Below are 21,718 nucleotides of genomic sequence, written 5' to 3' on the forward strand. Positions count from 1 at the left end.
GCGATCAGCCGTTCTGGTTCACCTTGATGACGACGGTGCTGCACACCTTGTCGGCGAAGGTCTGCTTCTTCTCGTCCCACAGCGGCCACAGGTAGCCGATGTAGCAGGCGGCGCCGTCGAGGATGTGCGCCAGCTTGCGGACGAACGCCATGCCGAAGCCGAGCACGGCCCCGTCGAGCTCGCGGTGCACGCTGATGCCGACGATCTTCTTGCCGATCGTCTGGCCGGTGGTGCCTTCCTTGTACAGCTGGAAGAAGAGCATGCCGAGGGTGTACAGCATGCCGAGCAGGCTGAGGATGCCGGCGATCGCCTCGGTCGACTCGTCGCTGGCGATGGCCGCGCCGAGACCGATCAGGGCGTACATCGGGCCCGCGATGATCAGCCCGTCGAGCAGGGCCGCACCCACGCGCAGACCCCAGTGGGCCAGCGGCGGCATCCCCGAGCCCGGCATGCCCGGCGCGTGCATCCCCGGCGGCGGGTAAGCGCCGTACGGCGGCGGGGTCTGCTGCGGGTAGCCGTACTGGGGGGCGCCCTGCGGCGGCTGCTGCGGGTAGCCGTACTGCGGGGGCACGCCCTGCGGGGCCTGCTGCGGGTGGCCGGGCTGACCCTGCGGGGGCTGCTGGCCGTAGGGGTTGTTCGGGTCGCCGAAGCTCATGGGCGAATCTCTCCAGAATGCTCGAACGGGGACGAAGCGCAGTGGAGGAGATTGAGCATGTGGAGCGGCCTCCCCCGTGCAACCGCGATCTTTCAGCCCTCATCGTGTTCGGAGCACCGGGTTCTGTCCAATTTCCGCCCCTGCCGCAGTCCCTCGCACACGGAGCGTGGCACCCGGTCCGGAGCCTCCGCGGCCCCGGACCGGGGCCGTCTAGAGGGCGCCGGCCAGGTCCGGGGACTTCAGGGCGGCGGCGTGCGCGTCCATGCGCTCGGCGGCGAGGATCGCGACGGTGGTGTCGGCGCGGGACGCGGCGACGAGGAGCGCGCGGGCGGCGAGGTCGTGGGCGCGCTGGTGGAGCGCGGCGGCGTCCTCGGCGGAGTGGCGCGGGGCACGGGCGGGCTGGGCCCCGCGCAGTCGTGCGACCTGGGCGGCGATCTCGGCGGCGCCCTCGTCGAGCCCGAGCTCGTCGGTGACGGCGAGCAGGGCCGCGAGGTGGCCGGCGAGCTGGATGTCCAGCGCTTCGCCGCGGCTGCTGTGCGGGTAGTCGGCCGGGGCGGCGCCCATGCGGTGGACGACCGGCTTCGTGCGGATCGGCTCGTACATGAGGTGGCCTCCTGCGTGGTCAGGAGACCATCCTACATTGGATTGGTTCTAAAGTTGAGCTGAATCCTGTTGTTGGGGGGTGCGTCTCGCCGGCTGGACTCCGGCGAGTCGCACCGCGCGTCGCTACAGCTGGCTGTAGCCGTCGAGGAAGTTCCCGATCCGGGTCACCGCGTCGGCCAGGTCCTTGGCGTTCGGCAGCGTCACGATCCGGAAGTGGTCGGGCTCGGGCCAGTTGAAGCCCGTACCGTGCACCACCATGATCTTCTCGGCCCGCAGCAGGTCCAGGACCATCTGCCGGTCGTCCTTGATCTTGTAGACGGACGGGTCCAGTCGCGGGAAGGCGTACAGCGCGCCCTTCGGCTTCACACAGGTGACACCCGGGATCTGGGTGAGCAGGTCGTACGCGACGTTGCGCTGCTCCAGGATCCGCCCGCCGGGCAGGACCAGGTCCTCGATCGACTGCCGGCCGCCGAGCGCGGTGGCCACGGCGTGCTGCGAGGGCATGTTCGCGCACAGGCGCATGTTCGCCAGGACCGTGAGGCCCTCGATGTAGCAGGCGGCGTGCTTCTTGGGGCCGCAGACCGCCATCCAGCCGGCCCGGTAGCCGGCGACGCGGTAGTTCTTCGAGAGCCCGTTGAAGGTCAGCGTCAGCAGGTCCGGGGCGATGGCGGCGGTGTTGTGGTGCACGGCGCCGTCGTAGAGGATCCGGTCGTAGATCTCGTCCGAGCAGACGACGAGGTTGTGGCGGCGCGCGATGTCCGTGAGCCCGCGCAGCATCTCCTCGTCGTAGACGGCGCCGGTCGGGTTGTTCGGGTTGATGATGACGATCGCCTTGGTGCGATCGGTGACCTTGCGCTCGATGTCGGCGAGGTCCGGCATCCAGTCGGCCTGCTCGTCGCAGCGGTAGTGCACGGCCGTGCCGCCCGCGAGGGACACGGAGGCGGTCCACAGCGGGTAGTCCGGAGCGGGGACCAGGACCTCGTCGCCGTCGTCGAGCAGCGCCTGCATCGACATCTGGATCAGCTCGGAGACGCCGTTGCCGAGGTAGATGTCCTCGACGTCCAGGTCGATGCCCTTGGTCTGGTAGTGCTGCATGACCGCGCGGCGCGCGGAGAGCAGCCCCTTCGCGTCACCGTAACCGTGGGCGGTGCCCAGGTTGCGGAGCATGTCCTCAAGGATCTCCGGAGGGCACTCGAAGCCGAAGGCCGCGGGGTTGCCCGTGTTGAGCTTGAGGATGCGATGACCTGCTGCTTCGAGCCGCATCGCCTCTTCGAGCACGGGGCCGCGGATCTCGTAACAGACATTGGCGAGTTTGGTTGACTGGATCACCTGCATGACGGGAGCTTACGGGCCCGGGTGCGAGCTTGACGTGTGTTTTCGAGGAGAAGCCCGAAGGGTGGTTTGTCCCGTTTCGGGCAATGGGTGGGTCGGGGCGCGGTCCCCCCTTGGAATCCGGGGCCGCGTCCGTGCTCCGACCTGCGGAATGAGTGGGGCGCGGGCATGCGCGAGCGCATGGTGTTGCGCTCGTCACCCCAGGTGGCCGGATGGATCGCAAGGGGCCGGGTAGGCCGCATGAGTACCCCGGATGAGTACACGCACTCATGCGGGCGCCCGTGCCGGGACGGAGGCTGGGCGCATGGACCAGGACGGGTGGAAGCCGGCGGACCGCCGCCGCCGTGAACGGGTCGCCACGGCGGGCGCCCTCGTGGCGGCGGGAGCGATCTGCGCGGCGTTCGTCCTGCGGGTGTACGTGCACGGCGGCAACGGAGGAGCGCGGGACAGTGGTTTTCGTAGTTGGTGGCATGGAGATCGCCACGGTCGGCACGGATGGCGACGACCGGGCCATCGAGTTCCTGGTCAGGCCGGAAGGCGTCCTCGAGGAGGCCCGCTTCGCGATCTTCCGCGAACACGACCAGGACTGGGAATCGGCCCGCCTCGCCATCGACCCCCACTCGGGCAGCGTCCCCCTGGCGGCGGTGGAATGGGCGGTGGAGTTCGCTCGGGAGTACCTCTGAGGGGGTGGGGCGGCTGGGCGGGGTCGGGCAGTGCGGCGGTGGCTTCGGTGGGGGTGGGGCGGAGTCCGCTGGGGCGGTGTCGGGGATGTGCTGGGGGTTTCCCGTCAGTCCCATCGTCCCTCCGTGTCGGGCCGGTCCCTCAAGGGCGCTCCTTCGTCGCGTCGCTTCGCGATGGCCTGCGGCCACCCTTGACCGACCGCCCCGCCCCGGAGAAACGAAAGACTGCCGGGAAGCCCCCAAAGGAACGGGCCGGCACTTCAAGACACGGACGGGGACGGTCGGCCATGCCCGGCCCCGTCCCGCATGAGCCAGGGTCGGCAGACGGGGCCGATCCAGACCCGGCCCCGGGTCGGTGGGGCGCGCCAAATCGCTACGCGCTCCTCACCTCTCAGCGTCCGACGACCGTCTGTGGCTGGACATAGACCGCCCACGCCCCGAAAGGGTTTCTCACCGACAGCGGCCGATGGTCGTCCGTAGCTGGACATAGACCGCCCACGGCCTCAGGCGCTTCTCGCCGACAGCGACCGACGGCCGTCTGTGGCCGTTCATAAGCCGCCCACGGCCTCGGTGCGGCGCTCGACCCGCGTCCGACGACCGTCCGTGGCCGGCCGCAAGCCGCCCACGACCCGCAGGTGCTTCCCCGGGAGGCGCCTGCGGGTCGTCGCGGGGCGAAAAGACGTGAGACAGCGCCTATTCCGCAGTGGATGCGGGTCAGCGTGCATGGGCGACTCAAAGGGCCGACGGATTGCCCCAATTGCACCTCTTTGGGGGTGGGTTTGTGGTGCGATGCTTGCGCTGACCCGGCTCCACTACGGAATAGCCGGACTATCGGCCGTCCGCCCCTCTCACCAGGCGCTGACGGCCGTGGGTCGCGGTCCTGGAGAAGCGCGTAGCGATCTGGGGCGGCCTGTGCCCGGCCCGGGCCGGTCGTCGGACGCAGGTCGAGCGCCGGACCGAGGCCGTGGGCGGCCTATGTCCAGCCCAAGACGGACTGGAGACGCTGAGAGGTGAGGAGCGCGTAGCGATTGGACGCGCCCCACCGACCCGGGGCCGGGTCTGGATCGGCCCCGTCTGCCGGCCCTGGCTCATGCGGGACGGGGCCGGGCATGGCCGACCGTCCCCGTCCTGATCCTTGATCGCCCGGCCCGTTCCTTTGGGGGCTTCCCGGCAGTCTTTCGTTTCTCCGGGGCGGGACGGTCGGTCAAGGGTGGCCGCAGGCCATCGCGAAGCGACGCGACGAAGGAGCGCCCTTGAGGGGCCGGCCCGACCCGGAGGGACGATGGGACTGACGGGAAACCCCCAGCACATCCCCGACACCGCCCGAGAGGATCCCGTTCCGCCCCCACCGAAGCCCCCGCCCCGCCCCGCCCCACCCGTTCGTCGGCCTGTCAGTGGTGGCGAATACCGTTCGGGGCATGAAGCCGATGAGGATCATTGCCGGGGATGCGACGAGTCCTCAGGCCAAGGGGCCCAAGATCGTTGCGCATGTCTGCAATGACCTCGGGGGCTGGGGGAAGGGCTTCGTGCTGGCCGTGTCGAAGCGGTGGGCCGAGCCCGAGGCCGCGTTCCGGGCGTGGCATCGGGGGCGCAGCGGGAACGACTTCGGGCTGGGGGCCGTCCAGCTGGTGCGGGTGAAGCCCGACGTGTGGGTGGCCAACATGGTCGGTCAGCGCGGCATCCGGACCGGGAGCGGGGGGCCGCCCATTCGGTACGACGCCGTGGAGCGGTGCCTCACCGCGCTCGCCGGTCATGCCGTCGAGCTCGGGGCGAGCGTTCACATGCCGCGCATCGGGTGCGGGCTCGCGGGTGGTACGTGGGCGCGCATCGAGCCGCTGATCACCGGGGCGTTGTGCGAGCGGGACGTGGAAGTGACCGTGTACGACCACGGGTGAGCCGCGCGGCCTCAGCGGTCGGCGGTCGGTGGGTGGCTGACGGGCGACGCCGCTGCCGGGTTCCGGGGTGACCGCCGCTTGCGGGCTTCGCGTGCGAGGTAGGCGGCTCCCGTGAGGACTGTCGTGAGGAACGGCAGGGCCAGGGCGGCCGGCCGCCAGATGGCCCAGGCGCCCAGGGCGCTCACCCATGCCGCCGACGAAGCGGCGGCCAGGGCCGGCAGCAGAGCGATCCTGGCCGCGAGCGGCAGCCTGCCGCTCACCGCGACGGTCGTGTACCCGAGGACCGCGCTCGCGACGAGGGTCAGGGCCAGGCCCCCGAGTGTGAAGGCGAGCGCGAGGGCGAGGGCGAGCAGGACCATGGTGGGCCGACCTCCGGACTCGTGGCGACCGGTCGTGAAGGCAGGCGGAATTGCTTTCCCGCTGTTCCGGCAGGTTCACCGGAGGTCATACTGCCAGAACATTGAACATGTTCAATACCTCCCGTGTCACCCGGAGGCCCCGGTGTCGGCAGCGTGGTCCGGCCGCGGGGGCGTGGCACGATCGCGGGATGGAGTACCGGTACGCCACCGAGGCCGATGCGCCCGCCATGGCCGAGCTCATCGCCGCCAACCACCACGACGCGCTGACGGAGCGTCAGCGGGCGGAGCAGGGCTTCGTGCAGGGCCGCTTCGACGTCGGCGTGCTGCGGGCGATGGCCGGTGCGCGGGAGCTGCTGGTCGCGGACGACGGGGGCCGGATCGCAGGGCTGCTCGCGCTGTCGGCGCCCGCGGCCCTGGCCGATCCGTCGCCGCCGGTGGCGGGCCTGCTCCGGGCCCAGGAGGTGCTGGAGTGGCAGGGGTGCCCGCTGGCCGAGGTGCGGTGGCTGCTGTACGGGCCGGTCGTGGTCGCCTCCGCGTACCGGGGGCGTGGTGTGGCCCGGGCGCTGTTCACCATGGCCCTGGCGGCGGCCTCGGAGCGCGCCGAAGCCGTGGTCGCCTTCATCGAGGCCGGGAACGCGCCGTCCTGGAAGGTGCACGTCGACGGTTTCGGCATGGTCCCGCTGGGCGACTTCGTCGCGGGCGGCCGCACGTACAGTGCGGTGGTCGCGCCGACGTTGTGACCGTTCCGGGCGGGGTGCCCGGCCGGTCGGCGGCCCGGTCGCTCAGTTGGCGCGCTCCATGATCACCAGCGGGATCTCGCGGGGCCGGGCCGCGGCGCGGTCCTCCTCGAACGGGGGCCACAGGGCCGTCATCATCTCCCAGTACACCTCCCGTTCCTGGGGCGTGGCGGTGCGTGCCCGCGCCGTGAAGGCGGCGGCGCCGACCTGGAGGCGGACCTCCGGGTGGTCGGTGAGGTTCCGGTACCAGCGGGGGTGGTCCGCGGCGCCGTAGCCGGAGGCGAGGACGATGTACCGTCCCGCGTCCTCGCCGTAGATCAGCGGGGTGCGGACCGCGCGGTCGCCGCCGCGGTCGAGCGTGGTCAGCAGGAGGGTGCGGACTCCGTGCCAGAGGTGGCCGTCGGCTCCCGCGGTGCTCACGTAGGCGCGTACGTGGTCGAGCCGCGGGCCGGGGCGAGGGTCGGTGGGGTGGTCCCAGTCGACGTCGAGTGCGTGCATTTGCCTGTCCTTAGGATCGTGTCCCCCTTGCGGCTAACGAGCATTAACGATTCTGGATGCGCCCGACCCGTAGCGCATGCCCACAGGTCTGGACCAAGCTCGTCGTATGGATCTGGAGCTGAGGCACCTCAAGATCGTCCGGGCCGTCGCCGACGCCGGGAGCCTGACGCGGGCCGCCACCGCGCTCGGCCTCGCGCAGCCCGCGCTCAGTACGCAGCTCAAGCGCATCGAGCGGGCGCTGGGCGGGACGCTGTTCCTGCGGGGGCGCGACGGCGTACGGGCCACCGCGCTCGGTGAACTGGTGCTGGAGCGGGCCAGGGTGCTGCTGCCCGCCGTGTGCGAGCTGCAGGAGGACGCCCAGCGGTTCGCCCGCCAGGGGGCGCACGGCTACCGGCTCGGCGGCACGCACGGACCGCTGCTCGGCGGGCTCGTGGACCGGCTCGCCCACCAGGAACCGGGGGTGCCCGTGACCACGTACACCTCCTGGTCGGAGAAGGACGTCGCCGCCGGAGTCGCCGACGGCCGCCTGGACTTCGCGCTGGTCGGGGTCTGCGGGGAGAGCGTGCCGCCCGAGCCGGGGCGCCTGGCGTGGATGGAGGTGGCGCGCGACCCCGTGCACGTGATGCTGGCCGAGGACCATCCGCTCGCCCTGGCCGCGCGTAGCGAGATCGAGCTGGCCGAGCTGGCCGCCGAGGCGTGGACGGACGTCCCCGGCGACGGGTGTTTCGGCGACTGCTTCGCCGCGGCCTGCGTACGGGCCGGGTTCGCGCCCGCCTGTGTCTACGAGACCGACACCGCCTCGTGCGTGCACCTGGTGCAGGTGGGGCGGGCGGTCGGGCTGTGCCGGGCCACGTTCCCGGTGACCCCGGGGGTGGTCACCCGGCCCCTCGCCGGGACCCCGCTCGTCTGGCGGCACCTGCTGGGCTGGCATCCCGCCGCGCGGGTCGCTGCGCGGGCCGCCGAGGTGCTGGGGCAGGCGAGGGCCGCGCATGCGGAGGCCCTGGTCAGGTCGGCCGGAGCCGCGGCCCTGCGGGCGGCGTCGCCTGCGGCGTAGCGGGAGCGGGCAAGGGAGCGGGCAAGGGGGCGGGTGCGGCGCCGTTGCGGGGGCGCGGCTGGAGGGGTGGGGCTGGATGCGGGCGCCCCCGGCGGGGCCGGGGGCGGGTGTGGCAGTCCTTCGCGCCTGCGCCGTGGCTACGGCAGGTAGCGCTCGATGACCTGCGGGCCCTCCTTCTCCATGAGCTTCCGGGCCTTCTCGACCCGCTCCGGAGTCGGGTCGTGGCCGGTCGCCATCACGAGGTCCTCGGGGTCGTACGGCCGTTCCCCGCCCGTGAAGAGCCGGTCCGACCGGGTGGGCTGCTCGTCGGGTTCACTGACCATCGCGTACCTCCTACGGTTTCCCCTGGCCCCATCCTCCGGCCACCGCCCCATGAACGCACCTCGACCGTGCGCGGGCCGCCGGAGAGCCCCGGGCATAACACCGCGGCAGGGGCCAACTGGCAGCTCCCGCGCGACGGTTCGGATTTCTACGGTTTCCGCAGACCCCACCGGAAACCGAGGAGATCCCCCATGCTCAAGCGACACGCCCGCGCGGCGTGTACCGCCCTGGCCGCCGCCGGGCTGCTGCTGGCCGGGACCGGCGGCGCCACCGCCGACTCCACCCCCGCCCCGCCCTCCGCGGCAGCCACCCTGCGCACCGCCGACGCCCCGCCCGAGCTGCTCGCCGCGATGCAGCGCGACCTCGGCCTGACCCCCACGCAGGCCAAGGCGCGCCTCGCCCACGAGGCCGAGGCGGGGGCCACCGCCGCCCGGCTGCGCGACCGGCTCGGCGCCGCCTTCGCCGGGGCCTGGGTGGACGGGGCCGACGCCGGCACCCTCACCGTGGCCACCACCCGGGCCGCCGACACCGCCGCGATACGGGCCACCGGGGCCCGGGCGAAGCTGGTCACCCGGACCCTGGCCGACCTGGACGCCGACCGGGCCGCACTCGACCGGGCCGCCGGCCCCGCGACCCCGGTCCGCTACGCCGACCCGCGCACCAACACCCTCGTCGTCGAGGAGACCGAGGCGGGGGCGGCCGCCGCGCTGCTGGCCGCCACCGGGATCGACGCGGCCGGCGTCACGGTGGTCCGTACGGCCGTGGCCCCGCGCCCGCTGTACGACCTGCGCGGCGGGGACGCGTACTACATGAACGGCAGCGGCCGCTGCTCCGTCGGCTTCCCCGTCACCAAGGGCTCCGTGAACGGCTTCGCCACCGCCGGGCACTGCGGACGCGCCGGAACCACTACCAGCGGCTTCAACCAGGTGGCCCAGGGCTCCTTCCAGGCCTCGGTCTTCCCCGGCAACGACATGGCCTGGGTGGCCGCGAACACCCAGTGGACCGCGACCCCCTACGTGAAGGGCAGCGGCGGGGCGAACGTGCAGGTCACCGGCTCGGTGCTGCAGCCCGTCGGCGCCTCGGTATGCCGTTCCGGATCGACCACCGGATGGCACTGCGGCACCATCCAGCAGCACGGCACCAGCGTCACCTACCCCGAGGGCACCATCTCCGGCGTGACCCGTACGACGGTCTGCGCCGAGCCGGGCGACTCGGGCGGCTCCTACATCTCCGGGAGCCAGGCCCAGGGCGTCACCTCGGGCGGCTCCGGCAACTGCTCCAGCGGCGGGACCACCTTCTTCCAGCCGCTCAACCCGATCCTGTCGGCCTACGGACTGACCCTCAAGGTCAGCGGCAGCGACCCCGGCCCGGGCCCCGGCCCCGGTGACCCCGAGCCGGGCGGCACCTGGAAGGCGGGCACCGTCTACGCGGCCGGCGCCACCGTCACGTACGGCGGCTCGGACTACCGCTGCCTCCAGGGGCACCAGGCCCAGACGGGCTGGGAGCCGCCGAACGTCCCGGCGCTCTGGCAGCGGGTCTGATCCCTGCGGTGACCGGTGCCGTGACTGCCAAGGGGGGAGTCACGGCACCTTCCGCGTCCGCGCCGTCCGCCCCGTTCGCTCCGTCCGCCCCGTTCGCTCCGTCCGTCGTCAGACGAGGACCGCGGCCAGCGTGCCGAGGGCGCCGAACACGGCCAGCAGGCCGCAGATCGACAGGTTCACCGTCCGGTGCTCCCAGAAGACCGCGACGAACTCGCGGATGGTGGCGCTCGGCCAGTAGTACTTCGCGGTGGGGGAGCCCAGGACCTGCCCGTTCACGCCGGTCTTGCGGGCCAGCATCGCGGCCCGGAAGGCGTGGAAGTTGTTGGTGACGACCACGCACCGGTAGGCCGGATCGTGCTGCTCCATGATCTGCCGGCTGAAGAGCATGTTCTCCTCGGTCGTGGTGGACCGGTCCTCCAGCACGATGTGCTCCGCCGGCACGCCCTCGGCGATCAGCCAGTCCGCCATCGCCCGGGCCTCCGCGACCTTCTCGTCCGAGCCCTTGCCGCCGGAGACGAGCAGCACCGGCGGCCGTCCGCTCCGGGCCAGCTGACCCTCGTAGATCTGCTGCCCCTTGCGCAGGCGCGAGGCCAGCAGCGGCGGCACGCGGTCGCCGCCGACCAGGCCGGAGCCCAGCATGACCACGTGGTCGACGTCGCCCCGCACCTTGATCCGGCCGTAGAGGAAGGCGTAGCCGAGGAAGCAGAAGAAGACGAAGGAGACGTAGCCGGCGACGACGGTGAGGGTCCCGGCGATCCCGCCCAGTACGGGGGAGCCCACCACACCGACGAGGACCAGCAGTGCGATCAGCGCGAAGATCGCGAGGCCGGCGAGCATCGACAGCAGATTGGCGGGCCGCAGCCCCTCCTTGCGGATCATCGTCATGCCGTTGCGGACGAGGAAGACGCCCAGCGCCACGACGCCCAACGCGGGTGAGGCGAAGGCGAGGACGACGACCGTGACGGCCGCCCAGAAGGGCAGCTTGCCCACCTGGAGGAACAGGGCCGAGAACGCGGTCAGGAAGGTCAGCCCCAGGAGCACCGCATTGCTGAAGCGGCGCCGGTCCTGCCGGACGCTTATGCAGAACGCGAGGAAGAGCAGGGCGGCGAGGGCGAAGGCGACCATGAAGACATCGTAGGCGGCTGACCTACCGGGAAACATGGCCGGTTCGGCGCACCGACCGGCCGGCCAGCACGTCCGTCCGCCGTCCGTCGCGCATCACGAAACGCCCGTCGATCAGGACGTGCGGGATCCCGGTCGGCAGTACGCGCGGCCGCTCGTACGTGGACCCGGCCGCGACCGTGTCCGGGTCGAAGAGGACGAGGTCGGCGCGGTACCCCACGCGGACCAGGCCCCGGTCGGGCAGCCGCAGGCGCGCCGCGGGCCGGCCGGCCAGGTGCGCCACGCACTCCTCCAGGGACAGCAGACCGAGTTCGCGGACGTAGTGGCCGAGGTAGTGGGGGAAGGTCCCGTAGGCGCGCGGGTGCGGTTTCGTGCCCTGGAGGATGCCGTCCGAGCCGCCGGTGTGGACCCGGTGGCGCATGATCGCCCGGACGTTCTCCTCGTGGCCGACGTGCTGGAGGACCGTCGGCGCCAGCCGGTCGCCGAGCAGGAGGCGGCGGGCGGTCTCCCAGCCGTCCAGGCGCCTGCCGACGTACGGCCCGTAGGCGGGGTCGGCGGTGCCCGAGATCTCGATGGCCGACCAGTCGACGGGGACCCCGTGGCAGCCGTCGGATCCCTCGGCCTCCAGCGCGTGGCGGATCCGCTCGGCCTGGGTGTCGTCGCGCAGCCGCGCCAGGACCGCCTCCGGGCCGCCCTCGTTCGCCCAACCGGGCAGGAGCGCGACGAGCGTGGTGCAGCCGGGGGTGTACGGGTAGCTGTCGAGGGTGATGTCGGCGCCCCCGTCCAGGGCCGCGTCGAGCAGGGCGAGCAGCTCGCCGGCCCGGCCGCGGTTCTCGGCGAAGTTCATGGTGGCGTGCGCGAGGTGCAGGGCGCAGCCGGCCTCCCGGGCGAGGTCGACCATCTCGGCGTAGGCGGCCAGCGCGTCGCGGCCGTAACTGCGGTGGTGCGGGCAGTAGTAGCCGCCGTACCGGGCCACGACCCGGCACAGTTCGCTCAGTTCGGCCCCGGTGGCGTACATGCCGGGGGTGTAGGTGAGCCCGGAGGACAGGCCGACGGCGCCCTGGTCGAGGCCCTCGGCGACGAGCTGCCGCATCCGGTCCAGCTCGGCCGGGGTCGCCGGGCGGTCGTCCCAGCCGAGGGCGTACGCGCGGACCGTGCCCTGGGGGACCAGATAGGCGGCGTTGACGGCCACGCCGCGGCCGCCGTGGGCCCGGTCCAGCCGGTCGAGGTACCCGCCGACCGTGCGCCAGTCGAAGTCGACGTCGTCGCCGGGGCCGTTCCAGCCGGCGATGGCGGCCCGCACCTCGCCGAGGGTGCGGTCGTCGACGGGCGCGTACGACAGGCCGTCCTGGCCGAGGACTTCGAGGGTCACGCCCTGCGCGGCCTTCGCACTGTGGTCCGGGTCGCGGAGCAGGGCGAGGTCGCTGTGGGCGTGCATGTCGACGAAGCCCGGGGCGAGGACGAGGCCGTGCGCGTCGAGGGTCCGGCGCCCGCCGCCCGGGATCCGGCCGCCCGGGAGCCGGCCGTCCGCAATCCCGCCGATCTCGGCGATCCGGCCCTCGTGGACGCCGACGTCCGCGGTGTACGAGGGCCCGCCCGTGCCGTCGACGACGCGGGCCCCCCGGATGACCAGGTCCACCGGCCGGTGCCTAGAAGAAGGTGCGGACGTAGTCGGTGACGGCGCCGTCGGCCTGCACGACCGGGATCAGCGGCCACTTCTCGAAGATCGTGCAGGGGTGGGCCATGCCGAGGGAGACCCAGTCGCCGACCTCCAGCGGGGTGGCGTCGGCGTCCGTCTCGACCCAGGCGTGCTGGTCGGACAGCTTGGTCACCCGGATTCCGGTCGCGGCCCGCTCGACACCGTCGCGGGCGCTGCGCACGGCGAGCACTTCGGGCAGGCCGAGGTCGTAGGCGATGTCGCGCTTGCCGGCGTTGACGAAGGCCTGGCCGGGCGTGGGGCGGGAGACCACTTGGGTCCACAGCCGGAAGGCGGGGAGCAGGCCGCCTTCCTCGGGAAGGCGGTTGAAGGGGGTCAGGCCCGAGTACCAGCCGTGGTCGTGGGAGACGTACGCGCCGGAGCGCAGCAGCGGCAGGACGGGCAGCGAGAGCTCCGGGACCTCGGCGAAGACCTCGGCGACGGCGTCGAACCATTCGCTGCCGCCGGCGCTGACGATGACCTCGTCCAGGCCGGTGCCGGTGAAGAGGCCCTGCTTGTCGAGATCGGCGGCGAGCGCGGTGAGACGGCGCAGCCAGACACGGACGCTGTCGGCGTCGGCACCGGGCATGGTGGCCTCGTAGCCGGCCACACCCGCCAGGCGCAGGGAGGGGGACGCGGCCACGGCCTCGGCGACCGCCTGGCACTCGGCGTCGGTACGGAGCCCCGTGCGCCCCTCGGCGCCGGCGCCGAGTTCGAGGACGACGTCGAGGGTGGCGCCGTGGCCGTGCAGGGCGGCGTCCATCAGCTCGACTCCGCGCACGGAGTCGACGTAGCAGACGAACCGGAAGCCGGGGTCGGCGGCGAGCTCGTCGGCGACCCAGCGGAGGGCGGGAGCGTCGACCAGCTCGTTGGCCAGGAAGATCGTCCGGATGCCGAAGGCGCGGCAGACGCGGGCCTGGTGGGGCATGGCGACCGTGATGCCCCACGCGCCGTGTTCCAGCTGGCGCCGGAAGAGCTGCGGAGCCATGCAGGTCTTGCCGTGCGGGGCGAACGCCAGGTCGTGGCGGGCGGCGTAGGTGCCGAGGGCGGCGAGGTTGTGCTCCAGCGCGTCCGCGTCGAGGGTCAGGACGGGGGTGGTGAAGCCGCCGGTGTACAGGTCACGGCGCTCGGCGGCGAGCCGGCCGACGGTGAGGCCGTGTGCCTGGGCGTCCGGGGGCAGGCCCTTGAACCGGTGGTCGACCGGCTCGTCGGCGAGGTCCTTGACGGGGTCGCTGTCGCTGGCCATGCGGGGTGCCTCCCGGAGTTGCGTTCTGTGCAACGGTCGTTGCGTCTGCCGCTGCATGCTGTCTAACATCCCGGGTGACGACGGGTCAACGTGCGGCGCCGCTGCGGGGGCGGAGCCCGGCGCACCGGCGGAGCCGGTGTTGGCAGTGACGGTCACGAAAGGACGCGGCATGAGCCAGTCGGTGGAGCGGGCGCTCGCGGTGCTGCCGCTGCTCGCGAAGGGGCCCGCCGGGCTCGGCGAAGTGGCCGGCGAACTCGGCGTGCACAAGAGCACCGCGCTGCGTCTCCTGCGCACCCTGAACGAGCGCGGCTTCGTCTGCCGCCGGGCCGACGGCCGCTACCGGCTCGGCGCGCAGCTCTTCGCGCTCGCCGCCGAGGCCATCGAGAACCTGGACGTCCGGGAGATCGCGCACCCCCACCTCGTCGAGCTGAACCGGGCCACCGGGCACACCGTTCATCTCGCCCTCCACCAGGACGACGAGGTCGTGTACGTCGACAAGGTCGACAGCCGCTACCCGGTCCGCATGTACTCCCGCATCGGCAGGCCCGTGCCCCTCACGGTCGCCGCCGTGGCCAAGCTGCTCCTCGCCGATCTGCCCGAGGCCGAGCTCAGGGCCCTCGCCGGCCGGATCGACTACCCCCGCTACACCGCCCGTTCCACCCCGGACGCGGCGGCCTTCCTGCGCGAACTGGACCTCGTAAGGGAGCAGGGCTGGGCCACCGATCTCGGTGGGCACGAGGAGTCCATCAACTGCCTCGGGGCGCCGGTGCACGGGCCGGACGGGCGGGTCGTCGCCGCGCTGTCGGTCTCGGCGCCCGGTGTGGTCATCCCCGCCGAGGGGCTGCTCGAACTGCTGCCGCAGGTGCTGCGCACCGCCGAAGCCATCAGCCAGGACTACTCAGGAACCCAGGAGAGCACGTGAGCGAGAAGACCGCCGTCACGCCCGGCACCCACACCACCCCGCCGGCGAGGTTCTCGCACGGTGTGCGCAAGGGCAACATCCTCCAGGTCGCCGGCCAGGTCGGCTTCCTCCCGCACGTGGACGGGCAGCCGCCCACCCCGGCCGGTCCGGGCCTGCGCGAGCAGACCCTCCAGACGCTGGAGAACGTCCGCTCGGTCCTGGAGGCCGGCGGTGCGGGCTGGGACGACGTGATGATGATCCGCGTCTACCTCACCGACACCGGGCACTTCGCCGAGATGAACGCCCTCTACAACGCCTACTTCGAGGAGCAGGGCCTGAAGGAGGCCCCCGCCGCCCGCACCACCGTGTACGTGGGCCTGCCGGCCGGGCTGCTCATCGAGATCGACGCCCTCGCCGTCCTCGGCTGACGCGCGGACGGGGCGCCCCCCTGGCGGTGGGGCGCCCCCTTTCACACGGTCACGTGCCGCACTGGGTCACGGCGCCGCGCAGTACTGGGCTTCCTTGCCGATCGAGCGGTACATGCAGTCCGCGTTCTCCAGCAGCTGGAGCACCGCGTCCTTGTTGCGCGCGGTCTCGCGGTCGATGACCTCGTCCGGCGGGTAGAAGCCGCCGCCGCCGCTCTCCGGGTACATCTCGAAGGTGTAGGAGAAGATCTTCTGGTTGCCCCACAGCCAGTCGTCGATCGTCCCGTCCGTGATGTACAGGTCGCTCGACTGCTCGGGCGTGTAGCCGTTGCTCGCCGCCATGCTGGTGCCGATCTTCTTGTAGACGGCGAGGTCGTCGGCGGTCAGGCCCGGGGCGGTGTCGTTGTAGGTGTAGCCGAAGGGCCACAGGACGAGCTCGCTGTAGGTGTGGAAGTCGATGGCGGCCTTGATCTGCTGCTTGCCGCCGATGACGCGGCTGCGGACGAAGTCCGCGACGACCTTCACCTCGGGCGCCGACTCGGCGGAAGCGCCCCGGTAGGTCTCGGAGCTCTTGCTGCTGCTGGAACCGCCGCAGCAGCCCCACTTGTAGTTCCAGTTGCGGTTCTCGTCCGTGCCGACGTAGGAGGAGCCGGAGTTCGGCTGCCGGTTCTTGCGCCAGGACCGGTAGGAGCCGGTGGCGATGTCGTACTCGCCGCCGTCCGGGTTGAGGTCCGGGACGATCCAGATCTCGCGGCCGTTGACGGCGCCCGTGACCCGGGAGTCGCTGCCGTACTTGGAGGTGAACTCCTTGAGCAGGTACAGGGCCATCTCGACGGTCAGGTGCTCGCGCGCGTGCTGGTGGGCGGTGAAGAGCACCTCGGGCTCGGCCTCGTCCGTCGCGACGTTGTCGCTGATCTTGATGGCGAACATGTCCCGGCCCTGGTACGACTTCCCGATCACCTGCTTGCTCGCGATCGCGGGGTACTGCGCGACGATCTGGTTGATCTCCGCCGTCGCCTCGGCGTAGTTGTGGTACTTCGAGTCCGCCGAGGGGAAGTCCATCGGGCTCGCGGCGATACCGGGCAGGGAGCGGTCCGGGGGTCCGGGCAGGGCCGTCAGCCGGTAGCCGAGCTCCTTGAGCTTCTTCGCCTGCATGGTGTCGGCGCTGACCACGACGGTGTGGTCGTCCACCTCGTCGATCGAGACGCCCGTACGGAGCAGGGCGGTGCGGTCGGCCGCGGTGGAGGGGCCGTGGATCCGGTACTGGACGATCGCCTCGTCCTGGGTGGCGGTCGAAGGGGTGGGCGGAGGGGAAGCCGTCGCGCTCATGCCGTAGGCGGGTGCGCCCAGCGCGAGCGCCAGCAGGGCCGCCGTGACGGCGGCCCTCCGGCGGGTATGGAGCCGCATGCGTTCTCCTGGGTCGGGAGTGTGGGGATAGCCGTGCGGACGCGCACAGCGTGCTCTCGTGGCATGTCCCGGTCAAGGACACCCTGTGCAGGCCGTACCGATCCGGCCACCCCCACACGTACCGCCTACGGGAGCCCGTGGACCTTCGGACCCACCGAGTTCGACCAAGCACTACCCGCCTTGGCGTCCCAGTTGGTCGACCAGGTCATCGCGCCGCGCAGCCCCGGGTAGGTCTTCGACGGCTTGAAGGTGCCGCAGTTCGTTCCCCGGGTCAGGCAGTCCAGGGCGTTGCCCACGACCGTCGGGGACACGTAGCCGCTGCCCGCGCCGCTGGGCGAGGCCGGGACGCCGATGCCCACCTGCGAGGGGTCGAGGCCGCCCTCCAGCTGGATGCAGGCGAGCGCGGTGAGGAAGTCCACCGAGCCCTGGGAGTAGACCTTGCCGTCGCAGCCGTTCATCGAGCCGCTGTTGTAGTACTGCATGTTGACGACGGTGAGGATGCCCTTGATGTTCAGCGCCGTCCTGAAGTAGCCGCCCTGCGTGGACTGCATGTCGATCGTCTGCGGGGCCATGGTGATGACGAGCGAGGATCCGGCCTTTGACGACAGCGAGCGCAGGGCCTGCGTCATGTAGGTGGGGTTCAGGCCGTTCTCGAGGTCGATGTCGATGCCGGTGAACCCGTACTCCTGCATCAGGGCGTACGCGGAGTTCGCGAGGTTGTTCGCGGAGGCCGAGTCATTGACCGTGATGGTCCCCTTCTCGCCCCCGATGGAGAGGATGACCGACTTTCCGGCCGCCTTCTTCGCGGCGATGTCGGCCTTGAACTGGGCGACCGTGTAGCCGCCGAGGCCGGCCGAGTCGAGGTTGAAGGTGATGGCGCCGGGCGTGGTGGTCGCGTCCGCGAAGGAGACGGCGATGATGTCGTACTGCGCCGAGACGTCGGAGATCTTCTGGACGGTCGCGCCGTTGTTGAAGTTCTGCCAGTAGCCGGTCAGGGCGTGCTTGGGGACGGCGGGCCCGGGGCCCGGACCCGGGTCGGTGCCGGTGGTCGTGCCGGTCACGGGGGCGGACTTCGGGCCCTCGCCCGCCGCGTTGTACGCGCTCACCTGGAAGGAGTACGAGGTCGAGGCCGCGAGCCCGGTGATCTGGGTGGTGGTGGCGCCGCCGGTCACCGTCCTGACGCGGACGCCGTCCTGGTACACGTAGTAGCCGGTGGCCGAGCCGGCCGCGTTCCACGAAAGGGTGAGGGCGTTCGCGCTCTGGCCGGATACGGCCGCCCCGGCCGGGGCGCCGGGGACCGAGGGGCCGGGGTCGGTGCCGCCTCCGCCGTCGGGGCCGAAGACGCTGAACTCGTCGACGACGTAGGCCGGCTGGCCGTACCAGCCGTGCGTGTAGACGGTGACCTGGGTGGTGCTGGGGCCGGTGGTGAAGGTGGTGGAGAGCTTCTGCCAGCCGGCGCCCGATCCGGGGGTCCAGGTGGAGACGTCCTGGGTGCCGGTCCCGGTCGCGCCGAGGTAGACGTAGCTGCCCTGGACCTGCGTGCTCAGCGTGTAGGTCGAGTTCGGCTTGACCGTGACGGTCTGGCTGCACCGGGCGTTGTCCTGGCCCGCCGGAGTGGCCTTCAGGGCGCCGGATCCGGCGTAGACGGGCGAGGAGACGGAGGTACCGGTTCCGCCGGTGCAGGACCAGTTGGCGAGGCCCGACTCGAAGCCGCCGTTGCGGGCGACGTTCACGTCGGCGGCCTGTGCGGTACCGGCTGCGAGGGCGGACAGGGCGCCCGCGGCCAGGGTGGCGGCGATGGGCAGGGCGAGGGAGCGTATGCGGTTCACGTGGGCTCCGGTGGGGGGAGGGAAAGGGGTGTGGAAGGAGGTGGACCGAGTGGGGTGGGTCCGACTCGAGGCGTTGGCTGCCAAGTTGGTCCAGACCAATCCCCGTGTCAAGGGTCTTCGCGATGTGGCTTGAAATGGCCCGCTATGCGATCCCTGTTGTCCGGGTTTCCGCCCCCTGCGGCACGTGCAGCCGCCACGGGAATCCCCAAGGCCCTGCCCCGCCAGGGGTGACGCGGATATGGTGCTGGGGCAAGGGGGAGCGGGGCGATCGGATGCGGTCGCGCGGTGGGGGCGCGGACGCGGGAAGTCCGTTCCGGATCCGCGTCGAGTCCGCGTCGGGTCCGTGCCGGATCCGCGTCAGGTCCGTGCCGGGTCCGCGTCGAGCGCGCGTCGGGCACGGGAAGTGCCCGCGGCGTACGGGGCGTACGCACGGGGTGCACGTGGGGGAACGGGGGAATGCGCGTGCCGACCGCCATCGCTGTCACCAGCGCCGATCTGGTACTTCCGGCCCCTGACCGGCACACGCCCGGGGCCGCGTTACTGCACCCGCCCGAGCAGCTCGACCTGGAGTCCGCGCTCGCCGGGACGGCCGCCCTGCTGGAGCGGCACGGCCACCTCGTGGCACTCGTGCCGCCGTGGCTCCCGCGCTCCACCGTCCAGCGCCTGCACACCGTGCGCGCCATCCTGGAAACCGACCGGATCGCGCTCCTCGGGATCGATCTGCCGCCGCTGGGAACGGCCCTGCTGGCACGTCAGCTCCGCCAGCTCAGCGTCTGCGACTTCAGCCCAGGAGTCATCGCCTCCGCGGCCCGGCTGCTGTCCCACTACATCTACGCGGGCGCCCTGCTGGGCTCGGTCGCCAAACTCGACCGGGTCCGGGTCCCGGTGGGACTCGGGGCGCACGCCCGGTCCTGGTCGCCGAGCGCGCAGTTCGCCGTCATGGCCCACCCGAAACCGCACCTGGCGAAACTGGGCGCGGGCGGCGGCTCCAAGGCCGGTGCACACGGTGCCCACGGTGCCCACGGCTCCCGGGGCGCGCTGCTGCCGGCGGGCCCCGAGTTCGCCACGCACCTCACCTTCGCCCGCGGCCAGCTCGCCTCCGACTGGGTCACGGCCGAACTGGCCCCCGCCTGGCAGGTCCAGGGCGTCCTGGAGAACCCGCTGCCCGCCGCGTCCCCCGGCTGGTGGGGCACCCCGAAGCTCGTCGAGTTCGCCGCCGGCATTCCGGACCTGTCCGTGCTGTACCAGCTCGTCGCCTCGGTCCGCCGGGAGGAGTGCCGCTGGTGCGGCCTCGAACTCATCGGCGACCGCTGCGGCTTCTGCGCGGCACCGCTCACCGCCCCGCCGCCGGCGAGCGCCGCCCGTTCCAGACCCTGATCACTCGAACGCACGAATGAATGAAGAACGGCGAGGTAGGTAAGGCCCATGAACTCACGCCAGCGCCGCGGCGTCATCCTGCTGCTCCTGTCGGTCCTGTGCGCGCTCGGGGCCTTCGCCGGGGTCCTCGTGGTGATCGGCGACGTCAACTCCAAGGTCGGCGCCGAGGTCGTCGCGTACCGGGCCAAGGGCGACATAGCCCCGTACAGCCCGCTGGCGGCGGGGCAGTTCGAGGAGGTCAGGATTCCGAAACGGTGGCTCTCCGACACCGCCGTCACCGACCTCGGCGCGCTCAAGGACAAGATCGCCCTGACCACGCTCAAGAAGGGCTCGCTGCTCCAGGCGGACATGTTCGTCGACCGGCCGCAGCTGCAGCCCGGTGAGCAGGAGATCGCCATCATGATCGACGCGGCCACGGGCGTGGCCGGCAAGATCACCTCCGGCGCCAAGGTCAACATCCTCGCCACCTTCAAGGGTGCCAAGGACACCGAGCCCTCGCGATCGGTGATCATCGTCGCCAACGCCCGGGTCCTCGGCGTCGGCAAGCTCACCGCCCTGGACAAGGACAGCGACCGCAAGGGCCCCGCCGAGGCCGTCCCGATCACCTTCGCCCTGAACACCAAGGACACCCAGCGCGTCGCCTACGCCGAGTCCTTCGCGGAGCACGTACGCCTGGCCCTGGTGGCCCCCGGCACCGATTCTGCGCCCGCCCCGGGCGACCGCACGTACACCCTCGACGGGGACAGGTGAGGCCCGGATGACCACCCGAATCCTCCCCGCGGTCGGCGACGCGGACGCCGCACGCGCCATCGTGACCCTGCTCAGCCAGCTCCCGGCCGCCGAGCCGGCCGCCCCCGTCCCCGACGCGACCACGCTCCTGGACACCCTCGCCCGCCTCGCCGCCGACTCCATCGACGAACTCCCCGAGGTCGTCCTCGTACACGAGCGGATCGGCCCGGTGCCCGCCCTGGAGCTCATCCGGGAAGTCGCCCTGCGCTTCCCGGCGGTGGGCGTCGTCCTGGTCTCCTCGGACGCCGGCCCGGGGCTCTTCTCCGCCGCCATGGACTCGGGCGCCCGGGGCCTGATCGGCCTCCCGCTCTCCTACGAGGAACTCGCCGCCCGCGTCCAGGCCGCCGCCCAGTGGTCCGTGGGCGTACGCCGCCACCTGGGCGGGGGCGCCGCCGCCGACGTCTTCACGGGCCCGGGCGGCCGGGTGGTCACCGTCACCGGAGCCAAGGGCGGCGTGGGCACCACCTTCACCGCCGTGCAGTTCGCACTGGCCGCGGCCGCCTCCGGCCGGCGTACCGCACTGGTCGACCTGGACCTCCAGGCGGGCGACGTCGGCTCGTACCTCGACGTGCAGTTCCGGCGCTCCATCGCCGACCTGGCCGGGATCCAGGACATCTCCCCGCGGGTCCTCCAGGACGCCGTCTACGACGACGCCTCGGGCCTCGCGCTGCTGCTGGCCCCGGCGGACGGGGAGCGGGGCGAGGAGGTCGACGACCGGGCCGCCCGGCACATCGTGGGAGCCCTGCGCAGCCGCTACGAAATCGTCGTGGTCGACTGCGGGACCCAGGTCACCGGGGCCAACGCGGCGGCCGTGGAGATGGCGGACGTGGCGGTGCTGGTCACCACGCCGGACGTGGTCGCCGTACGGGCGGCGAAGCGCATGGTCCGGATGTGGGAACGGCTCCAGGTCCGCAAGGCGGAGGACACGGCGATGGTCGTCAACCGCTGGAGCAAGCACACGGAGATCCAGCCCGCCCTGATCGAGAAGATCACCAAGACCCGCGCCACCCGCACCCCGGTCCCGGCCGCCTTCAAGGAACTCCAGGCCGTGGTCGACGCGGGCCGCGTCCAGGACCTCGACAACCGCTCGACGGTCAAACAGGCCCTGTGGACCCTCGCCGGCGAACTCGGCCTCCTGTCGACCCCCGACACCGCCACCTCGTCCCCGGCGCCCACCACCCCGGGCGCGTCCCTGGCGGTCCGCGCGACGGGCCCGGTGGCCCGCCTGCGCCGCGGCCGGGAGGGCTGACA

At 72.3% G+C, this 21,718-nt stretch carries 21 protein-coding genes; 10 read left to right on the forward strand and 11 right to left on the reverse strand.

Annotated features, from left to right (window positions below):
• Positions 1-4 precede the first annotated feature (4 nt).
• From ACXNSR_RS24445 to ACXNSR_RS24455, 3 genes are all read right to left on the reverse strand, one after another.
• Positions 5-655 carry an RDD family protein gene (locus ACXNSR_RS24445; protein ID WP_458637605.1) on the reverse strand — a complete coding sequence of 217 codons (651 nt, stop codon included), beginning with the start codon at positions 653-655 and terminating at the stop codon, positions 5-7.
• Between the two features lie 210 nt (positions 656-865).
• A complete protein-coding gene (locus tag ACXNSR_RS24450) occupies positions 866-1,258 on the reverse strand; it encodes an SCO4983 family protein (protein WP_458637606.1) in 393 nt (130 codons plus the stop codon).
• Positions 1,259-1,381: 123 nt separating this feature from the next.
• Positions 1,382-2,593: a pyridoxal phosphate-dependent aminotransferase gene (locus ACXNSR_RS24455; RefSeq protein WP_189733007.1), complete on the reverse strand. Its 1,212-nt coding sequence runs from the start codon at positions 2,591-2,593 to the stop codon at positions 1,382-1,384.
• 446 nt (positions 2,594-3,039) lie between these two features.
• On the opposite strand from ACXNSR_RS24455, the gene ACXNSR_RS24460 reads away from it, so the two are divergent.
• Together ACXNSR_RS24460 and ACXNSR_RS24465 are read left to right on the forward strand one after the other, a co-directional pair.
• A complete protein-coding gene (locus ACXNSR_RS24460; RefSeq protein WP_458637607.1) occupies positions 3,040-3,273 on the forward strand; it encodes a hypothetical protein in 234 nt (77 codons plus the stop codon).
• Positions 3,274-4,688: 1,415 nt separating this feature from the next.
• A complete protein-coding gene (locus ACXNSR_RS24465; RefSeq protein WP_458637608.1) occupies positions 4,689-5,165 on the forward strand; it encodes a macro domain-containing protein in 477 nt (158 codons plus the stop codon).
• Between the two features lie 11 nt (positions 5,166-5,176).
• Here ACXNSR_RS24465 and ACXNSR_RS24470 read toward each other — a convergent pair whose 3' ends face one another.
• Complete coding sequence (locus ACXNSR_RS24470; protein ID WP_458637609.1) at positions 5,177-5,524, reverse strand: hypothetical protein; 348 nt, start codon at positions 5,522-5,524, stop codon at positions 5,177-5,179.
• Between the two features lie 188 nt (positions 5,525-5,712).
• Here ACXNSR_RS24470 and ACXNSR_RS24475 point away from each other — a divergent pair, with 188 nt between their 5' ends.
• Positions 5,713-6,264, forward strand: coding sequence for an N-acetyltransferase family protein (locus ACXNSR_RS24475; RefSeq protein WP_458637610.1), 552 nt, complete (start codon positions 5,713-5,715; stop codon positions 6,262-6,264).
• A gap of 42 nt (positions 6,265-6,306) precedes the next feature.
• Here the strand turns inward: ACXNSR_RS24475 and ACXNSR_RS24480 are convergent, their stop codons facing one another.
• Entirely contained in the window at positions 6,307-6,759 is a 453-nt protein-coding gene (locus ACXNSR_RS24480) for a nitroreductase/quinone reductase family protein (RefSeq protein ID WP_458637611.1), read from the reverse strand.
• A 106-nt stretch (positions 6,760-6,865) separates the two neighbouring features.
• Here ACXNSR_RS24480 and ACXNSR_RS24485 point away from each other — a divergent pair, with 106 nt between their 5' ends.
• Complete coding sequence (locus tag ACXNSR_RS24485; RefSeq protein ID WP_458637612.1) at positions 6,866-7,813, forward strand: LysR family transcriptional regulator; 948 nt, start codon at positions 6,866-6,868, stop codon at positions 7,811-7,813.
• 137 nt (positions 7,814-7,950) lie between these two features.
• On the opposite strand, the gene ACXNSR_RS24490 is transcribed toward ACXNSR_RS24485, so the two are convergent.
• A complete protein-coding gene (locus tag ACXNSR_RS24490) occupies positions 7,951-8,136 on the reverse strand; it encodes a hypothetical protein (protein ID WP_458637613.1) in 186 nt (61 codons plus the stop codon).
• A 189-nt stretch (positions 8,137-8,325) separates the two neighbouring features.
• Here ACXNSR_RS24490 and ACXNSR_RS24495 point away from each other — a divergent pair, with 189 nt between their 5' ends.
• Entirely contained in the window at positions 8,326-9,675 is a 1,350-nt protein-coding gene (locus ACXNSR_RS24495) for a carbohydrate-binding protein (protein ID WP_458637614.1), read from the forward strand.
• 108 nt (positions 9,676-9,783) lie between these two features.
• Here ACXNSR_RS24495 and ACXNSR_RS24500 read toward each other — a convergent pair whose 3' ends face one another.
• The 3 genes from ACXNSR_RS24500 to ACXNSR_RS24510 are packed head-to-tail and all read right to left on the reverse strand — an operon-like array spanning position 9,784 to position 13,739.
• Entirely contained in the window at positions 9,784-10,800 is a 1,017-nt protein-coding gene (locus ACXNSR_RS24500; protein ID WP_458637615.1) for a YdcF family protein, read from the reverse strand.
• Positions 10,801-10,822: 22 nt separating this feature from the next.
• Positions 10,823-12,436, reverse strand: a complete 1,614-nt coding sequence (locus ACXNSR_RS24505; protein ID WP_458637616.1) for an N-acyl-D-amino-acid deacylase family protein — start codon at positions 12,434-12,436, stop codon at positions 10,823-10,825.
• Positions 12,437-12,446: 10 nt separating this feature from the next.
• Complete coding sequence (locus tag ACXNSR_RS24510) at positions 12,447-13,739, reverse strand: amino acid deaminase (RefSeq protein WP_458637617.1); 1,293 nt, start codon at positions 13,737-13,739, stop codon at positions 12,447-12,449.
• Between the two features lie 169 nt (positions 13,740-13,908).
• Between ACXNSR_RS24510 and ACXNSR_RS24515 the strand changes: the two genes are divergently transcribed.
• Both ACXNSR_RS24515 and ACXNSR_RS24520 read left to right on the forward strand, forming a co-directional pair.
• Entirely contained in the window at positions 13,909-14,661 is a 753-nt protein-coding gene (locus ACXNSR_RS24515; protein WP_458637618.1) for an IclR family transcriptional regulator, read from the forward strand.
• On the forward strand, positions 14,658-15,068 hold the full coding sequence (locus ACXNSR_RS24520; protein WP_458637619.1) for a RidA family protein: 411 nt from the start codon (positions 14,658-14,660) through the stop codon (positions 15,066-15,068). Before ACXNSR_RS24515 ends, ACXNSR_RS24520 begins: the two co-directional genes overlap by 4 nt.
• Before the next feature lie 66 nt (positions 15,069-15,134).
• Here the strand turns inward: ACXNSR_RS24520 and ACXNSR_RS24525 are convergent, their stop codons facing one another.
• Together ACXNSR_RS24525 and ACXNSR_RS24530 are read right to left on the reverse strand one after the other, a co-directional pair.
• Positions 15,135-16,472, reverse strand: coding sequence for a M14 family metallopeptidase (locus ACXNSR_RS24525; protein ID WP_458637620.1), 1,338 nt, complete (start codon positions 16,470-16,472; stop codon positions 15,135-15,137).
• A 125-nt stretch (positions 16,473-16,597) separates the two neighbouring features.
• A complete protein-coding gene (locus ACXNSR_RS24530; RefSeq protein WP_458637621.1) occupies positions 16,598-18,301 on the reverse strand; it encodes a chitinase in 1,704 nt (567 codons plus the stop codon).
• A 456-nt stretch (positions 18,302-18,757) separates the two neighbouring features.
• Here ACXNSR_RS24530 and ACXNSR_RS24535 point away from each other — a divergent pair, with 456 nt between their 5' ends.
• From ACXNSR_RS24535 to ACXNSR_RS24545, 3 genes are read left to right on the forward strand one after another with little or no spacing between them, the layout of a single operon-like run.
• Positions 18,758-19,678 (forward strand): hypothetical protein, encoded by a 921-nt coding sequence (locus ACXNSR_RS24535; RefSeq protein ID WP_458637622.1) that lies wholly within the window; start codon positions 18,758-18,760, stop codon positions 19,676-19,678.
• 48 nt (positions 19,679-19,726) lie between these two features.
• A complete protein-coding gene (cpaB, locus tag ACXNSR_RS24540; RefSeq protein ID WP_458637623.1) occupies positions 19,727-20,428 on the forward strand; it encodes a Flp pilus assembly protein CpaB in 702 nt (233 codons plus the stop codon).
• 7 nt (positions 20,429-20,435) lie between these two features.
• Complete coding sequence (locus tag ACXNSR_RS24545) at positions 20,436-21,716, forward strand: AAA family ATPase (RefSeq protein ID WP_458637624.1); 1,281 nt, start codon at positions 20,436-20,438, stop codon at positions 21,714-21,716.
• Positions 21,717-21,718 lie beyond the last annotated feature (2 nt).

The sequence above is a fragment of the Streptomyces sp. NC-S4 genome, assembly GCF_054353315.1.

Excerpts from the sequence above, each read along its gene's own strand:
- ACXNSR_RS24445 (WP_458637605.1), bottom strand. The coding sequence starts at position 655 with ATGAGCTTCGGCGACCCGAACAACCCCTACGGCCAGCAGCCCCCGCAG.
- ACXNSR_RS24450 (WP_458637606.1), bottom strand. The coding sequence starts at position 1,258 with ATGTACGAGCCGATCCGCACGAAGCCGGTCGTCCACCGCATGGGCGCC.
- ACXNSR_RS24455 (WP_189733007.1), bottom strand. The coding sequence starts at position 2,593 with ATGCAGGTGATCCAGTCAACCAAACTCGCCAATGTCTGTTACGAGATC.
- ACXNSR_RS24465 (WP_458637608.1), top strand. The coding sequence starts at position 4,689 with ATGAAGCCGATGAGGATCATTGCCGGGGATGCGACGAGTCCTCAGGCC.
- ACXNSR_RS24470 (WP_458637609.1), bottom strand. The coding sequence starts at position 5,524 with ATGGTCCTGCTCGCCCTCGCCCTCGCGCTCGCCTTCACACTCGGGGGC.
- ACXNSR_RS24475 (WP_458637610.1), top strand. The coding sequence starts at position 5,713 with ATGGAGTACCGGTACGCCACCGAGGCCGATGCGCCCGCCATGGCCGAG.
- ACXNSR_RS24480 (WP_458637611.1), bottom strand. The coding sequence starts at position 6,759 with ATGCACGCACTCGACGTCGACTGGGACCACCCCACCGACCCTCGCCCC.
- ACXNSR_RS24485 (WP_458637612.1), top strand. The coding sequence starts at position 6,866 with ATGGATCTGGAGCTGAGGCACCTCAAGATCGTCCGGGCCGTCGCCGAC.
- ACXNSR_RS24490 (WP_458637613.1), bottom strand. The coding sequence starts at position 8,136 with ATGGTCAGTGAACCCGACGAGCAGCCCACCCGGTCGGACCGGCTCTTC.
- ACXNSR_RS24495 (WP_458637614.1), top strand. The coding sequence starts at position 8,326 with ATGCTCAAGCGACACGCCCGCGCGGCGTGTACCGCCCTGGCCGCCGCC.
- ACXNSR_RS24500 (WP_458637615.1), bottom strand. The coding sequence starts at position 10,800 with ATGGTCGCCTTCGCCCTCGCCGCCCTGCTCTTCCTCGCGTTCTGCATA.
- ACXNSR_RS24510 (WP_458637617.1), bottom strand. The coding sequence starts at position 13,739 with ATGGCCAGCGACAGCGACCCCGTCAAGGACCTCGCCGACGAGCCGGTC.
- ACXNSR_RS24515 (WP_458637618.1), top strand. The coding sequence starts at position 13,909 with ATGAGCCAGTCGGTGGAGCGGGCGCTCGCGGTGCTGCCGCTGCTCGCG.
- ACXNSR_RS24525 (WP_458637620.1), bottom strand. The coding sequence starts at position 16,472 with ATGCGGCTCCATACCCGCCGGAGGGCCGCCGTCACGGCGGCCCTGCTG.
- ACXNSR_RS24535 (WP_458637622.1), top strand. The coding sequence starts at position 18,758 with ATGCGCGTGCCGACCGCCATCGCTGTCACCAGCGCCGATCTGGTACTT.
- cpaB (WP_458637623.1), top strand. The coding sequence starts at position 19,727 with ATGAACTCACGCCAGCGCCGCGGCGTCATCCTGCTGCTCCTGTCGGTC.
- ACXNSR_RS24545 (WP_458637624.1), top strand. The coding sequence starts at position 20,436 with ATGACCACCCGAATCCTCCCCGCGGTCGGCGACGCGGACGCCGCACGC.